At 55.3% G+C, this 14,577-nt stretch carries 14 protein-coding genes; all 14 read left to right on the plus strand.

Features of this window, described 5'->3' with window-relative positions; genetic code table 11:
• Nucleotides 1–33: 33 nt before the first annotated feature.
• The 14 genes from atpA to ACTUHY_RS07000 all read left to right on the plus strand — a co-directional run bounded on the left by atpA (nt 34) and on the right by ACTUHY_RS07000 (nt 14,575).
• Nucleotides 34–1,890: a F0F1 ATP synthase subunit alpha gene (atpA, locus tag ACTUHY_RS06935; RefSeq protein WP_442827127.1), complete on the plus strand. Its 1,857-nt coding sequence runs from the start codon at nt 34–36 to the stop codon at nt 1,888–1,890.
• Between the two features lie 15 nt (nt 1,891–1,905).
• Complete coding sequence (gene atpG / locus ACTUHY_RS06940; RefSeq protein WP_442827128.1) at nt 1,906–2,814, plus strand: ATP synthase F1 subunit gamma; 909 nt, start codon at nt 1,906–1,908, stop codon at nt 2,812–2,814.
• 38 nt (nt 2,815–2,852) lie between these two features.
• Nucleotides 2,853–4,304, plus strand: a complete 1,452-nt coding sequence (gene atpD, locus ACTUHY_RS06945) for a F0F1 ATP synthase subunit beta (protein ID WP_347567752.1) — start codon at nt 2,853–2,855, stop codon at nt 4,302–4,304.
• A gap of 1 nt (nt 4,305) precedes the next feature.
• Nucleotides 4,306–4,746, plus strand: coding sequence for an ATP synthase F1 subunit epsilon (gene atpC / locus ACTUHY_RS06950; protein ID WP_442827129.1), 441 nt, complete (start codon nt 4,306–4,308; stop codon nt 4,744–4,746).
• A gap of 21 nt (nt 4,747–4,767) precedes the next feature.
• Nucleotides 4,768–4,986 (plus strand): hypothetical protein, encoded by a 219-nt coding sequence (locus tag ACTUHY_RS06955; RefSeq protein WP_442827130.1) that lies wholly within the window; start codon nt 4,768–4,770, stop codon nt 4,984–4,986.
• Nucleotides 4,987–5,151: 165 nt separating this feature from the next.
• Nucleotides 5,152–5,571, plus strand: coding sequence for a hypothetical protein (locus ACTUHY_RS06960; RefSeq protein ID WP_442827131.1), 420 nt, complete (start codon nt 5,152–5,154; stop codon nt 5,569–5,571).
• A 59-nt stretch (nt 5,572–5,630) separates the two neighbouring features.
• Nucleotides 5,631–6,890 carry a UDP-N-acetylglucosamine 1-carboxyvinyltransferase gene (gene murA, locus ACTUHY_RS06965; RefSeq protein WP_442827168.1) on the plus strand — a complete coding sequence of 420 codons (1,260 nt, stop codon included), beginning with the start codon at nt 5,631–5,633 and terminating at the stop codon, nt 6,888–6,890.
• 6 nt (nt 6,891–6,896) lie between these two features.
• On the plus strand, nt 6,897–7,928 hold the full coding sequence (mreB, locus tag ACTUHY_RS06970) for a rod shape-determining protein (protein ID WP_442827132.1): 1,032 nt from the start codon (nt 6,897–6,899) through the stop codon (nt 7,926–7,928).
• Nucleotides 7,929–8,024: 96 nt separating this feature from the next.
• Nucleotides 8,025–9,419, plus strand: coding sequence for a phosphodiester glycosidase family protein (locus ACTUHY_RS06975; RefSeq protein WP_442827133.1), 1,395 nt, complete (start codon nt 8,025–8,027; stop codon nt 9,417–9,419).
• A 126-nt stretch (nt 9,420–9,545) separates the two neighbouring features.
• Nucleotides 9,546–9,836, plus strand: coding sequence for a biotin/lipoyl attachment domain-containing protein (locus tag ACTUHY_RS06980; protein ID WP_442827134.1), 291 nt, complete (start codon nt 9,546–9,548; stop codon nt 9,834–9,836).
• Between the two features lie 84 nt (nt 9,837–9,920).
• Nucleotides 9,921–11,660, plus strand: coding sequence for a SpoIVB peptidase S55 domain-containing protein (locus ACTUHY_RS06985; protein ID WP_442827135.1), 1,740 nt, complete (start codon nt 9,921–9,923; stop codon nt 11,658–11,660).
• 120 nt (nt 11,661–11,780) lie between these two features.
• Nucleotides 11,781–12,563 carry an MlaE family ABC transporter permease gene (locus tag ACTUHY_RS06990; protein ID WP_278673511.1) on the plus strand — a complete coding sequence of 261 codons (783 nt, stop codon included), beginning with the start codon at nt 11,781–11,783 and terminating at the stop codon, nt 12,561–12,563.
• Between the two features lies 1 nt (nt 12,564).
• Entirely contained in the window at nt 12,565–13,317 is a 753-nt protein-coding gene (locus ACTUHY_RS06995) for an ABC transporter ATP-binding protein (protein WP_442827136.1), read from the plus strand.
• Nucleotides 13,318–13,321: 4 nt separating this feature from the next.
• On the plus strand, nt 13,322–14,575 hold the full coding sequence (locus ACTUHY_RS07000) for an MlaD family protein (protein WP_442827137.1): 1,254 nt from the start codon (nt 13,322–13,324) through the stop codon (nt 14,573–14,575).
• Nucleotides 14,576–14,577 lie beyond the last annotated feature (2 nt).

The raw sequence follows: 14,577 nt of genomic DNA on the forward strand, positions 1-14,577 counted from the left end.
CCTGCAAAGGAACTGTGGAGGCAGTTACAACCTATGAACAGCAAAAGCAAGGAAGCTCTGTGGAAGCAGATCCTGGAACGAGTGACCCTTACCCAGGATGACGAGACTCTATTTGAAGGGGAAGATATCCTGCCGCTAACGGTCACCACGGCCCGTCCTCTGGATGCAGAGGAGGCAGGACTGCTGAAGGAACTGCTGACAGAGAAATTCCAGAAACCTGTAGAACTGCAGGCAAAAAAGGTGGATCCCAGCGTGGTCGGCGGCGTACTGATCCAGTACGGAGACCACATTTTTGATGCCACCATGAAACGTCAGCTGGAAAAGATGGATGCCATCATGAAAGCCATCCATCTGGATGACCAAGATCTGGACCATACGGAAAAAATGACCGATGCCTTGGCCCAGGGGGTCAAATCGTTCCACAATGATGTAGATTTGGAAGAAATCGGAGTGGTGGAAAAAGTCGGCGACGGCATTTGCACGGCTTCCGGTTTGGGCGGTGCCATGAGCGGCGAACTGGTGGCCCTCCATGACGGAGTCTATGGGATGGTCCAGAACCTCCGGGAAAATGAAGTGGGGATCGTGCTGCTGGGCGGCGCCACGGAAATCAAAGAAGGAGATATGGTGCGCCGGACCGGTGAAATCATGGAAATCCCTGTAGGAGATGCCATGCTGGGACGGATCGTCAGCCCCCTGGGGCTTCCCTTGGATGGTAAAGGGGCCATCAAGACACAGGTCAAGTATCCCATTGAACATCAGGCTCCGGGAATCGCTGCCCGCCAGCCGGTGGATGTCCCGCTCCAGACCGGGCTCAAGGCTGTAGATGCCCTGGTACCCATTGGCCGGGGCCAGCGGGAACTGATCATCGGAGACCGGGGAACTGGAAAGACCGCCATTGCCGTCGATACCATCCTGAACCAGAAGGGCAAGGATGTGATCTGTATCTATGTCGCTATCGGACAGAAAGCTTCGTCCGTAGCTCGGCTGTACCATACTTTTGAACAATACGGTGCCACCGCCTATACCATGATCGTGGCGGCGACGGCTGCCGATACAGCTCCTATGCAGTATCTGGCTCCTTATGCCGGGGCTGCTGTGGGGGAATATTTCATGGATCAGGGAAAAGATGTGCTGATCGTCTATGACGACTTGAGCAAACACGCCGTGGCCTACCGGGCCATGAGCCTGCTGCTCCGCCGTCCGCCGGGACGGGAAGCGTATCCTGGGGATGTGTTCTACCTCCATTCCCGGCTCTTGGAACGGGCCTGCCGCCGGAATGAACGGCATGGGGGCGGTTCCATGACGGCCCTGCCCATTATCGAGACCCAGGCAGGGGATGTGAGCGGCTATATCCCTACCAACGTGATTTCCATTACGGACGGTCAGATCTATCTGGAAACGGACCTGTTCAACTCCGGTGTCCGTCCGGCTTTGAACTCTGGGCTTTCTGTTTCCCGGGTAGGGGGCGCGGCCCAGACCAAAGCTATGAAAAGCGTAGCGGGGACATTGCGGCTTTCCCTGGCCCAATACCGGGAACTGGCGGCTTTTGCCCAATTTGGATCCGATCTGGACCGGGAGACCAAGGCTCAGCTGGACCGTGGGGCACGGGTGACGGAAATGCTGAAACAGGGGCAGTACCAGCCCCTTTCCATGGCCCAGGAAGTCATTTCCCTCTATGCGGTGAACAATGGATTCCTGGATGAAATCCCGGTGGAAGAGGTGACCCGGTATGCCCATGAGATGCTGGGGTATCTGAACAATCACTGCTCCATTATCCTGACCCGGCTGGAAAAAGAACAGAAACTCTCTGATGACCTGAAGGAAGAGCTGGACGAGGCCCTGGATGACTTCGGGAAACTGTTTTCGCCTGGCTCGGCAAGCAGCATGTAAGGCAGGTGATCCTGGATGGCAAATACCAGTGGGATCCGTGCCCATATGAAAACGGTAGGCAGCATCAGCAAGATCACGGGAGCCATGCAGATGGTGGCCTCGGCCCGGATGCATCAGGCCCAGCAGCGGGCTGATGCCAGCCTGCCCTATGCAGAAAAACTGAAAAGCATCCTCCAGGAAGCGGTCAGCGATCCGTCGGTGATGGCTCATCTGGATATGAAGGCCAATCCGCTCCTGGAAAAACGGCCGGTGTATAAGACCGCCTATGTGGTCATCGGGTCGGATAAGGGGCTGGCCGGTCCTTATAATAACAATGTCGTCAAATATACCGGAGTAGAGCTCAGGGGCAAAGAGGATTCGCCGCTTTTGGCAGTGGGCAAGCAGATGAAGATCAGCCTCAATCATTGGGGCTATCATATCGCCAAAAGCTGGTCAGGATTTTCGGAAAAACCGACTTTTGAGGCGGCGGAAGAAATCGCCGATTATGTGGAATCCCTTTTCGTCCACCGGGAAGTGGATGAAGTGGATATCATCTTCACCTATTTCAAATCCGCCATGATCCAGATCCCTAAGACGGTGCCGCTGCTGCCGGTGCAGCCGAAAGCAAAGAATGCGTTGGAAGTCCGTTCCCAGGAGGTCTGGGAGGAAGATGATCCTACGGATTACACCACGCTGATCTTCGAACCGGAACCAGCCAAGATGCTTTCCTACCTGGCTCATTACTATCTGCGCAGCCAGATCTTTACAGCGCTCATCCAAAGTTCGGCCTGCGAACTGGCTTCTCGGATGACGGCTATGAGTACAGCTACGGACAACGCCCAGAATCTTTTGGGAAAGCTGCAGGTTTACTATCAGAAGGTGCGGCAGGCCAGCATCACTACGGAAATCAATGAAATCGTCAGCGGCGCAGAAGCGTTGAAATAAGGGAGGCACGAATCGTGTCGGAAGAGCAGAAACAAGCAATCGACAAGGCCGTTGCCCGTCTCTCTGCCAAAGCCAGAGGGCATGTGGGCAGAGTGGTCCAAGTGATGGGGCCCGTAGTGGATATCCGTTTCCCGGATAAAGAACTGCCGGCCATTTACAATGCCATTGAGATCGATGCCAGGGCGTCGAAGGACATCCATGTGCATTTGACCGCTGAAGTGGTCCAACATATCGGGGATGATGTAGTCCGCACCGTGGCTATGAGTTCCACTGATGGACTGACCCGGAACATGGAAGCGATGGATACAGGCAAACCCATTACGGTGCCTGTGGGAAAAGGGTGCCTAGGACGGGTATTCAATGTCCTGGGAGAAACGGTGGACGATGATCCTACCCCGGTCCAGGCCGCCGCTTATTGGCCCATCCACCGGCCAGCTCCGGATCTGGCGGACCAGTCCACGGAAACCAAGATCATGGAAACAGGCATCAAAGTAGTGGATCTGATCGCTCCGTATGCCTTGGGAGGAAAAATCGGTCTTTTCGGCGGCGCCGGCGTGGGTAAGACGGTGCTGATTATGGAACTGATTCACAATGTGGCTACCAACCACGGAGGATATTCCGTATTTTCCGGAGTCGGCGAACGGACTCGGGAAGGGAATGACCTGTGGGGTGAAATGAAAGAATCCGGGGTCATCGACAAGACAGCTCTGGTCTACGGCCAGATGAATGAACCGCCGGGAGCCCGTATGCGGGTGGGGCTCACCGGTCTTACCATGGCGGAATATTTCCGGGATGTAGGAGGGCAGGATGTCCTGCTGTTCATTGACAACATCTTCCGGTTCATCCAGGCCGGTTCTGAAGTCTCCGCCCTTCTGGGGCGCATGCCCTCTGCAGTAGGGTACCAGCCCACCCTGGCCAATGAAATGGGAGCTCTGGAAGAGCGGATCACTTCCACCCGGAGCGGATCCATCACTTCCGTACAGGCAGTCTACGTCCCTGCCGACGACCTGACGGATCCGGCTCCAGCGGCGACCTTTGCCCATTTGGATGCGACCACAGTGCTGTCCCGTGAAATCGTGGAATTGGGGATCTATCCGGCAGTGGATCCACTGGCTTCTACCAGCCGGATCTTGGATCCACTGGTGATCGGAAAAGAACACTATGAAGTGGCCCGGGGCGTCCAGAAGATCCTCCAGCGCTATAAGGAACTCCAGGATATCATTGCCATCCTGGGCATGGAAGAATTGAACGAACAGGATAAACTGACCGTATCCAGGGCCAGGAAGGTCCAGCGGTTCCTGAGCCAGCCTTTTTTCGTGGCCCAGCAGTTCACCGGCCAGCCTGGGAAATACGTCCCTCTGTCGGAAACCATCCGGGGCTTCAAAGAAATCCTGGAAGGGAAACATGATGATTTGCCAGAGAGCGCTTTCTACATGGTGGGATCCATCGATGAGGCGGTGGCCAAGGGCAAGAAACTGAAGGGCGAATGATATGGCCAAGTTAATGAAACTGGAAGTCCTCACCCCTGAAAAACTTTTGGTCAAGAGGGAGGATATTTCCTATGTGTTGTTGAATACAGTAAATGGAGGCGTCGGGATCTTAGCCAATCACAGTCCGATGATTGCTGTGCTTGGGGAAGGGACCCTGAAAGTACAGGATAAAGAGGATCAAGTGATCCTGGTCTACGTAGAAGGGGGATTTGCGGAGGTCAGGGACAATCAGGTGGTCATCCTGACACCCAGGGCCCAGAAAGCCGAGAACATCGATGTAGCCAAATACCAGAAGATCCGGCAGGAAGCCTTGGCCAGACTGGACCATCCAGACGCCCTGACGGACGTAGAACATACTGAAAAGATCCTGCGCAGGGCGGAAGCACGGCTGAAGACAGCCTCGTTGGCAGGCAAGGTGCCACCTTATCCAGTAGATAAATAAACCTGGCAGGAGAAAAGGTCATTGCAGCAGGCAGAGGGGGGATCCGCTGTGGACTTTATCAGCAAGATGGCTGCCAGCAAAATGGGGCAGCTGCGCCTGGAACTGGTCGAACTCAATGAACGGCTGGCAGGAACCACCAATGAAGAACAGATCCGTGAGCTCCGGAAAACCATTCAGGAAAAAGAAGTATACTACAATATCCTGGCGGACCGCCTGCGGACCCATACGAGAAATTTCTGAAAAAAGGGGCTGTTGCATGGGCAACAGCCCCTTTTTCCATTTCCCTCTATGGAAAACAGAATGTTCTATGGTATAATAATCTAGTTATCAAATGGACATGGAAGCTGGAATCGTAAAATTGGAAGTTCCGTAGACATTAAGGGGGTGCCGTACGGCTTGTCCAATATGATTGCGCTGGTAGTTTGCTGTCTGGTGACGTGGGTGATCTTCCTGGACAGCCACAGCATTGGGATGAAACACAAAAATCTCTGGGTAGTGGGGACGTTCCTGCTCATGCCACTGGTGGTTCCGGTTTATCTGATCCGGCGTGCACAATTCCTGCATCAGCATCAGCTGACACCTCGGCAGCAGGCAGAGGCGAGGGCCAGGGAGGTTTCTCGGAAACGCCGGGAAAAGGCGGAACGAGAAAAACAACACTGGGAAGAAAAAAAGAGGAAACAGGCCATAGAAAATCCGGCGGAAACCGCTCGGAAAAAGAGCCTGCAGGAAAAAGAACAGAATGAGATGCGCCTGCGCCTGGCTGAGCAGCTGGACAATCAGCAGAAACGGCGTGCCAAGCTGTGGGGCATCCATAATCATCCATGAATAAAAGAAGAAAGAGAAGCAGGACTTCTCTTCCAGCAAGGAAAGGTGTGGAATCAGGAGTGGAGAAACTGGTGGTAAAGGGTGGTCATCACCTGAAGGGTACGGTACGGGTCAGCGGTGCCAAAAATGCGGTATTGCCCATCATTGCAGCTTCTGTCCTGGGGACGGAAGGCAGTACGATTCTGGAAGTCCCTGAATTGGAAGATGTCAGCACCATCTGCAAAGTACTGGAATGTCTGGGGCTGAAAGTGGATCATTCCACCCCCCATGTTCTGAAAATCGACAGCCGGAATGTGACTGGATGGGAAGCCCCCTATGATTTGGTGAGTACCATGCGGGCTTCGTTTTTGGTCATGGGCTCCCTGCTGGCACGGATCGGACGGGCCAAGATATCCCTGCCGGGGGGCTGTGCCATCGGGACCCGGCCCATCGATATCCATCTGAAGGGATTTGAGGCCCTGGGCGCAAAAATCGAACAGGGGCATGGCTATATCGAGGCCTTTGCTCCCCATGGACTGGTAGGGACTACGATCTACCTGGATTTCCCCAGTGTAGGCGCTACAGAAAATCTCATGATGGCAGCTTCCATGGCGAAAGGGACCACCCTCATTGAAAATGCGGCTCAGGAACCGGAAATCGTCGACCTGGCCAACTACATCAATGTAATGGGCGGCAAGGTCCGGGGCGCTGGGACCACGGCCATCCGGATCGACGGCGTGGAAAGCATGAAGGGCGGGGAGCACACCGTGATCCCCGATCGGATCGAAGCGGGGACTTTCATGGTAGCTGGAGCCATGACCCAGGGAGATATCCTGGTGGATAATGTACTCTGTGAGCATATGAAACCTTTGATTGCCAAGCTGCGGGAAGCAGGCGCCGTAGTGGAAGAAGGCATCAATGATGTCCATGTGGTAGGCCCTCGGGAACTCCAGGCCATTACCATCAAGACGCTGCCCTATCCAGGCTTCCCTACGGATATGCAGGCTCAGGTCATGGCCATGATGTGCATTGCCAAGGGCCAGAGTTCTGTCTTGGAAACGGTATTTGAGAACCGGTTCATGCATGTGGATGAACTGCTCCGGATGGGGGCCAATATCCGGACCAGCGGCGGAAGAGCAGCTATTGTGGAAGGCGTTCCCAAGCTCTATGGCTGCCAGGTACGGGCAACGGACCTGCGGGCTGGGGCTGCCATGGTCCTGGCCGGATTGGTGGCCGATGGGGTGACGGAGATCACGGATATTTTCCATATCGATCGAGGTTACGAAAATCTGGTCGCGAAACTGACTGGACTGGGAGCCGACATCCAGCGGGTTGGCTGATGGGCCATGAAACATACGGAAAAAAGTTGGCTTTCCCGGCTGTTCAATCCGGTAGATGTGGGAATCGATTTGGGGACGGCTTCTACCAGGGTGTTCATGAAGAATCGGGGAATCGTCTTAGAGGAACCTACTGTCGTGGCACTGGATCCCAATACCGGGAAAACGGCAGCTATCGGATCCAAAGCACGGGAAATGACGGGGAAGGGACAGTGGGAAGTTGTCTGGCCCTTGGAAAATGGCGTCATAGCGGATTTTGATGGATCAGTGGGACTGTTGGAAACCGTCTTGGACCGGGTGGTGGGGAGGAATCTATTCTTCAAGCCCCGGGTGATGATCTGTGTCCCGACTGGAGTCACAGGCGTGGAACGGCGGGCGGTGACGGAAGCGGCGCTCCTGGCTGGAGCGGCCAAAACCTTTTTGATTGAAGGGCCTTTGGCGGCGGCGCTGGGGGCCGGTCTTCCTATCCAGGAACCCAAAGGCCGGATGGTGGTGGACATCGGAAGCGGCACCACCAGTGCTGCGGTGCTGAGTATGGGACGGATCATCCAGGCAGCTTCTCTCCGGATGGGAGGCGAGGCGTTCAATGAAGGATTGGTCCGGCATCTGCGGGATGCGCTGAATATCCAGATTGAAGGATCGTTGGCGGAAGAAATCAAACTGGATATCGGGACAGTGAGCCGCAGGGGGCGTCGAAGCACCAAAATCATCCATGGCAGAGACAATATCACCGCTCTGCCTACCTCTTTGCGTCTTTCCTCCCAGGATACCGTGCGGGGCCTGGGGGAACCTATCGGTCCCATCCTGGCCTGTATCCACAGTGTTTTGGAGAAAACACCGCCAGAACTGGCCGCGGATCTATTGGAAACGGGAATCGTCCTGACGGGAGGCGGCGCACTGCTGGAAGGCCTGGATGAGTGCATCGAAGCAGGGACCCATGTCAGGACCCGGGTAGCTGATCATCCCCGGGAATGTGTGGCTAAAGGAGCCGGCATGGCGCTGGATGATTCTGCATTGCTGGAAATATTGGAAGGAAAATAAGGGGGCTGTTGCAGGGGCAACGCCCTCTTTTTCTGTGAAAGGATTTGAAAATATACCATGAATCACAGTGGCAGACAATGGATAGTGCGATTTTTCTTGGCGGGACTGCTGCTGTCGGCTTCACTGCCGGCAGTCCAGGCAGCTAAGGTCGGTTCCCTGCGGGGCGGGGTGACACCCCAAAGGGCCCGGGTGGTGATGGACCTCGATGTTCCGCTGTCCTATACTTCTCGGGTGGCGGGGAATCAACTGATCATCGATTTGAAAGGGAAGGCAGAGCGGACGGAAATGGTCCGGCTTCGGGATCCCCGGATCCAGAAAGCGTATCTGGAGCCCCAGGGGAAGGATAGCCGTCTGGTGGTCGTATTCCGGAAAACCGTGCCCGTCTACAAAATCTTCCTGTTGAAGAATCCCCAGCGCCTGGTAGTAGATTTTCCCCGTTCCGGGAGTCCAGGGGGCCGTACCGCTAAACCAGCAGTGGGGAGGTCCCAATGGCTGGGCAAAGGGCTGACCTACCGGGAGAGTACGGTGGACCTGGGGGCTGGACAAGTGAAGACATATCTCCTGACCTTGGCACCATCCAGTGATTTCCAGCTGGATTTCATCCCCGGCTATGGCAAGACCATCCAGCGGGGGACCCTGTCCATGATCCAGAAACGTTCGGGAGCTGTGGCACTGGTGAATGCTTCCTATTTTGATAGCGACATCTGGGTGGTAGGGAACTTGAAGATCCAGGACAAATGGCTGGGGATGGAAAGTACCCCCCGGACCGGTCTGGTGATTCCCCAGACGGGGGCCCCTTCCATCCAGCGTGGATTGGCCTACCAGGGGACGGTCACCCGGCCGGACGGAAAAAACTTTGCCATCAGCGGAGTGGACCGGATGCGGTTGGCCAATGAATTGATCCTGTATAACGATGGATATGATGATACCACCGATACCAATGTTTATGGCACAGAGGTCCGGCTGGCCAATGGAGTGGTCCGGGAAATCCGGAAGGGCGCCGGCAGTATGGTTCTCACTCCCGGAACTACAGTGCTTTCGGGAAACGGGGCTGCTGCCTCCTTCTTGAACAGGCTGCGGACAGGAGACCGAGTGGCAGTGACCCAGACCCTGGGGAACCCTGCTGCTGACAGTGCTCCTTCTGTAGGCTCCGCCGGTCCCCAGCTGGTCTGGGATGGGCAGGTCAGGGTGACCAGTGACGAGGAAGAGATCGCCGACGATATTGCCCGAGGAAGAGCTCCTCGGACAGGGGTAGGCATCAAGAAAGATGGTACGGTACTGATCCTGGTGGCGGACGGCCGGTCCGATGACAGTGTGGGGATGTCCCTGCAGGAATTTGGCCGGTATTTCGTCCAGCTGGGAGCCGATCGAGCCATGAATTTCGACGGAGGAGGGTCCAGTGAAATGGTGGTCAACGGAAAGATCATGAACGATCCCAGTGACGGAACTGAGCGTCCAGTAAGAGTGGCGCTGGGGGTGTTCAGAAAATAAGAGAAAGAGATGTCACTGGTCAAAATGTCACTGGCAGCCGTTCCCTCCCCTCTTGCATCTCCCCGCTCCTTCGGTATATAATAAACAAACGAAAGAAAAGAGGTGCTGATCATGTTACACAAAATCTTGAAAAACAGAAAAATATGGGCAGCAGCCTTGCTGATGGTATTGCTAGCCCTGGGCGTGGCCCAGGCAGCCGGGGTGCAGCCCCAGAAGAGCAGTTTGTCCGGCCAGGTGGCAACGGTGGTTTCTGTAGGCACCCAGGTATCGGAAGGTTCTGTACTGGTGACGGTGAAGACATTGACCGGAACGGCACCGGCAGCCCGCGCCAACTGCAGCGGAAAAGTGATTTCCGTGGAAGTGGCTCCCGGCAGCCAGATCGCAGCGGATCAGGTTGTGGCTACCATCCAGCCTTAAGAGGCGGAAGCAGGCTTTTGAAAAATGACAGGGACCAGAGGGTGTGAAGACACAAATCACACCCTCTTTTTTACAGGAGGAAATATGGATCATTTGAAGTGGAAACGGCTTCTGGTGCTGACCTTGGGAAGCCTTTTGGCACTGGTTTCCCTAGTGAGCGCTGCCATTCCCACCATCGCGGTGGAAGAATTGAAGCCGGGGATGAAAGGGTATGGAAAGACCGTGATCCGGGGCGCAGACATCGAAACTTTCGATGTGGAGGTCTTGGGAGTCACCGGCACGGATACCGGGGGCTATAATATCCTGATCAAGGCTTCCGGACCGCTGCTGAAGGAAAGCGGAGGCATCGCCCAGGGCATGAGCGGGAGCCCGGTGTATATCGATGGCCGTCTGGCAGGAGCGGTAGCCTATGGCCAAGCTTTTTCTGACCCCAATTACTGCTTCCTGACGCCTATCAATGAAATGCTCCGGCTCTTTGATGAGACCGATCCCCGGCCTTCCGTTTTCCTGCCCAAAAGCACTCCGCTGATGGTCAGCGGCTTCACCGCCGACGGGGTGGCCCATCTCAACGAGGAACTGTCTCCCTTTGGTCTTACTTCTTATGCTGTACCTGGGGGTACGGAAGCCCTGGATAATGTGAAGCTGGAACCGGGCAGTTCTGTGGGGGTTTCCCTGGTCCGGGGGGATATGGTCATCGGGGCTATCGGTACCGTGACCTGGACCGACGAGGAAGGCCGGATTCTGGCTTTCGGCCATCCCTTCCTCCAGCACGGAGATTCTAACTATTTCATGACCAATGCCTGGATCTTTGCTTCCGTCCCCAATATCCAGAGTGCCTTCAAAGTGGGGACCTTGGGGAAGACACTGGGACGGATCAGTCAGGATAGGCTCAGCGGGATTGCTGGGAAAGAAGGAGAAAATGCTCCCATCATCCCCATGTACGTATCTGTCACTGACAAGGACCGGGGGCTACACAAGAGCAGCAATGTCCAGCTGATCACCGATGAGGATCTGGTTCCTACCCTGGTGGATGGCGTCACCTACAATACGGTGAGCATGGCCAAAGACAGGAAGGGAGGGGGGACTTCCCGGATCCGGTTCACCGTTACGGCAGAAGGAGAAAAAGAAGGCCCTATCCGACTGCGCCGGGAAAACATGTTCTACAGTGCCACGGATATCGGGAAGCTGACGGATTCAGAGCTGAATGTGGCTACGGATATGCTGATGAACAATCGGTTCGACAAAGTGACCATCCAGGACATCAATGTGGATGTGGAGACTACCTCTGGCTGTGAAGTGGCCGAAATGGTAGGAGCTTCCGCGCCTTCTACCGCTGTCCAGGGAGGTACCCTGCCCATTACCCTGACTTTCAAGCCCTACCGTTCGGAGGAAATCACCCGGACGGTCAATTTCAAAGTACCGGATAAACAGCCGGCCGGACCCATGAACTTGATCGTCCGCAGCGGCAACGCTACGGCCTGGCTCAGCAAAGCACTGTCTAAGAAAAACAACAGGAACGGGACACCGGATGGCGGGGATGGGAGCAGCGAAGATGAGAATGCTATGTTCCAGTCTTCCCAGCGACAGTTCAGGGATTTCCTGACGGAATTCAATGACATGGATGCCAATAACGAAGTCATTGTAGATCTGATGCCCACCTATGGGGACGAACGGCCCAGCCGAAGAGTTGCGGCTCGGTCTGTCGCAGGGGGCGGAAGTTCCCTGACCGGCTTGCTGAAGGGCAGCAAGTATAAGCAGAAATTCCCGATGGATTTCATCATCACTGGAGAAAGCAATATCATAGTGGATGTGCAGAAGAGATAGAAAAGAGAGGGTTGTTGCACGTGTGAAAACCATACACGTGCAACAACCCTTTTTTCTACAAATTTTCATCTGGATAGGGTATAATAATCTGTATACCATAATGAGGAAGGAGCTGTTTCCATGGGATGCCAAGAGATTTGCCGCTGGGTTGGCCGGAAAATGGTGGATCTATGTGCTCGTACCGGGCGTGTGGTCAATCTGTTCCTGGAGGCCAGCCGGGCAGCCAGGAACGCAGACCGGCGGGAAGTCCTGAGGCAGATGGCCCGGCTGGGGGCTGATTCCCTGCCCATCGTCAGCATGACCATCCTGTGCACTGGTATGGTCATGTCCGTCCAGACGGCCAAGGAATTCGTCCGTTTCGGGGCGGCAGATTCTGTAGGGGGCATTGTGGCCATCGCTATGGGCCGGGAACTGTCTCCCATCCTTACCGGAGTAGTTGTGGCTGGCCGGATCGGGGCGGCCATTGCGGCGGAAATCGGCACCATGAAGGTCACGGAGCAGATTGATGCCCTGCGGGTGATGGCGGTCAGTCCCATCCGGTTCCTGGTGACACCTCGTCTCTTGGCCATTGTCCTGATGATGCCCGTACTGGTGGTCTATGCCAACTTGGTGGGGGATGTAGGAGGCTGGTTCGTGGCGGAAAACTATGCTGGCATCAGTTCCCACATGTTCCTGGAAAGCATCCGGGGTTTCATCGAGCCCTGGGACATCATCGGCGGCCTGATCAAAGGGGCCGTGTTCGGAGCCATCATCGCCACCATCGGCTGCCACAAGGGCCTCAACGCCCAGCAAGGGGCCGAAGGGGTGGGGATGGCCACTACCAAATCCGTGGTGCTGTCCATTATCCTGATCTTTATCGCCAATTATTTCCTGTCGGTGATCCTGTATGTCCATGGAGGCTGAGATGGAACAACCTGTGATTGAATTCCGGAATGTGGAAATGCATTTCGGCCCCAAGACGGTCCTGGACCGGGTCAGCTTTTCTGTAGCCAAAGGGGAGACCCTGGCGGTGCTCGGTCCTTCCGGGACCGGGAAAAGTACCGTGCTGAAGCTGCTCATCGGTCTGCTGAAGCCCCAAGGGGGACAGGTGCTGATCCAGGGCCAGCCAGTGGGAAATTATACGGAAGCCCAATGGAACCAGCTGCGCCAGCATATGGGCATGGTGTTCCAGTATTCTGCCCTGTTCGATTTCCTGGATGTGGGCGAAAATGTGGCCTTTGGACTGCGCCAGCATACCAGCCTGTCGGAAGCAGCTATCCAGAAGCGGGTGAAGGACCTTCTGGAAGCGGTGGGCCTTTCCGGCAATGAACATGTGTATCCGGCCCAGCTGTCCGGGGGGATGCAGAAACGGGTGGGACTGGCCCGGGCCCTGGCTCTGCAGCCGGACATCATCCTCTATGACGAACCTACTGCGGGACTGGATCCCATTATGGCCACCAACATCAGCCAGCTGATCCTGGACACCAAGAAAAAACTGGGCATCACCTCTGTGCTGGTGACCCATGACATGGCCTCCGCCTTTCTCTGTGCGGACAGGATCCTGATGCTGAGCCACGGTCACATCGTTTTTTCCGGTACCGTGGAAGAAGCCAGACATACCCGGGAACCCCTGGTGCGGGCGTTTTTGCGCAGTGATATTTTGGAAGACAAGGAGTAAGAGCATGAAAGCAGATGAAGTCAAAGTCGGTGCTGTCACCCTGGGGGGCATCGTGATCTTGGCCCTGATGTTGACCTTTCTGGGGGTGTTCAGCTTTGCCGGCCGGACCTATAAACTGAATGTGATGTTCGACGATGTGAACGGCCTGAAAGTGGGTAACGAAGTCCGTTTTGCAGGAGTCCCTGTAGGGAAAGTGGATGACATCGTGGTGGACGGGTCCAAGGTCAAAGTGGTCATGAAGATGGATGAGAAGCAAAAGATCCCCCGCAATTCCCAGTTCGCCATTGGCATGGACGGGGTCATGGGGACCAAATTCGTCACCATTGCTCCACCGAAAATCGCCACCGGCCTGGTTTTCAAAGCCGGAGAGACCATTACGGGGCAACAGGCAGGAGGCATCGATAAACTGATGGATTCTTCCGGCAAGGTCCTGGACAAGCTGGAAGTGGTGGTGGACGCCTTCAGCAATGTATTCGGGGACAAGAAGGTGCAGAAATCCATGCGGGAAGGCTTCGTCCAGACCGGGGAAGTGGCCAAGAACATGAATGACTTCACCAAAGCCCTGGCCACTATGGCCCAGCAGAACCAGGGAGACATCCATGCCATGGTAGGGCAGATGAAGGAAATGAGCATCCATATGAATAACATCATGGATAAGGCGGATGCCAATGGGGCCACAGGACAGAATGTAGCCGCTATGGCAGCCAATATGGCGGATGCCAGCCAGAAGATCCGGAATACGGCGGAAGCCCTCCAAAATGTAGTCACCGATCCCCAGACCCAGCAGGATCTGAAGGAGACCATCCATCATGCCAAATCCACTTCCGTAAAGGCAGACAAGATCCTGGGTGTAGTCACCGATGCTCAGGTCCAGGCGGATGTGCTGTACAATGATAAAAAAGGCAAATGGCGGACGGATATGGGCGTGAAGCTGCCCTTGAAGGAAGATGCCTATGCTTTCCTGGGAGTTTCCGACATCGGGGACCGGGACAAACTGGATTTCCATTACAACAAGAAGCTGAATAAATTTATCTGGGGACGGGCCGGGGTCATGGAAGGCCAGTTCGGTGTAGGGGCCGATTGGATCCTGTCTCCGAAATTCAAGCTGTTCACCGATTTTTATGATTTCGATGATGCCAAACTGAAAGTGGGGGCAGAATATGCCTTTACTCCCAAATTGTCCCTGATCGGGGAGAGTATGGATGTGCTGGATCATGGGGCCGATACAGCTTATGTGGGGCTCCGGGCCAGATTCTGATC

The organism is Acidaminococcus nyctereutis, assembly GCF_052216985.1.
GTDB classification, from domain to species: Bacteria; Bacillota; Negativicutes; order Acidaminococcales; family Acidaminococcaceae; genus Acidaminococcus; species Acidaminococcus fermentans_A.

Bases quoted from the DNA above. Each gene is read 5' to 3' on its own strand.
- ACTUHY_RS07000 (WP_442827137.1), top strand. From the start codon at position 13,322: ATGAAAGCAGATGAAGTCAAAGTCGGTGCTGTCACCCTGGGGGGCATC.
- ACTUHY_RS06990 (WP_278673511.1), top strand. From the start codon at position 11,781: ATGGGATGCCAAGAGATTTGCCGCTGGGTTGGCCGGAAAATGGTGGAT.
- ACTUHY_RS06995 (WP_442827136.1), top strand. From the start codon at position 12,565: ATGGAACAACCTGTGATTGAATTCCGGAATGTGGAAATGCATTTCGGC.
- atpG (WP_442827128.1), top strand. From the start codon at position 1,906: ATGGCAAATACCAGTGGGATCCGTGCCCATATGAAAACGGTAGGCAGC.
- ACTUHY_RS06985 (WP_442827135.1), top strand. From the start codon at position 9,921: ATGGATCATTTGAAGTGGAAACGGCTTCTGGTGCTGACCTTGGGAAGC.
- atpC (WP_442827129.1), top strand. From the start codon at position 4,306: ATGGCCAAGTTAATGAAACTGGAAGTCCTCACCCCTGAAAAACTTTTG.
- mreB (WP_442827132.1), top strand. From the start codon at position 6,897: ATGAAACATACGGAAAAAAGTTGGCTTTCCCGGCTGTTCAATCCGGTA.
- atpA (WP_442827127.1), top strand. From the start codon at position 34: ATGAACAGCAAAAGCAAGGAAGCTCTGTGGAAGCAGATCCTGGAACGA.
- ACTUHY_RS06960 (WP_442827131.1), top strand. From the start codon at position 5,152: ATGATTGCGCTGGTAGTTTGCTGTCTGGTGACGTGGGTGATCTTCCTG.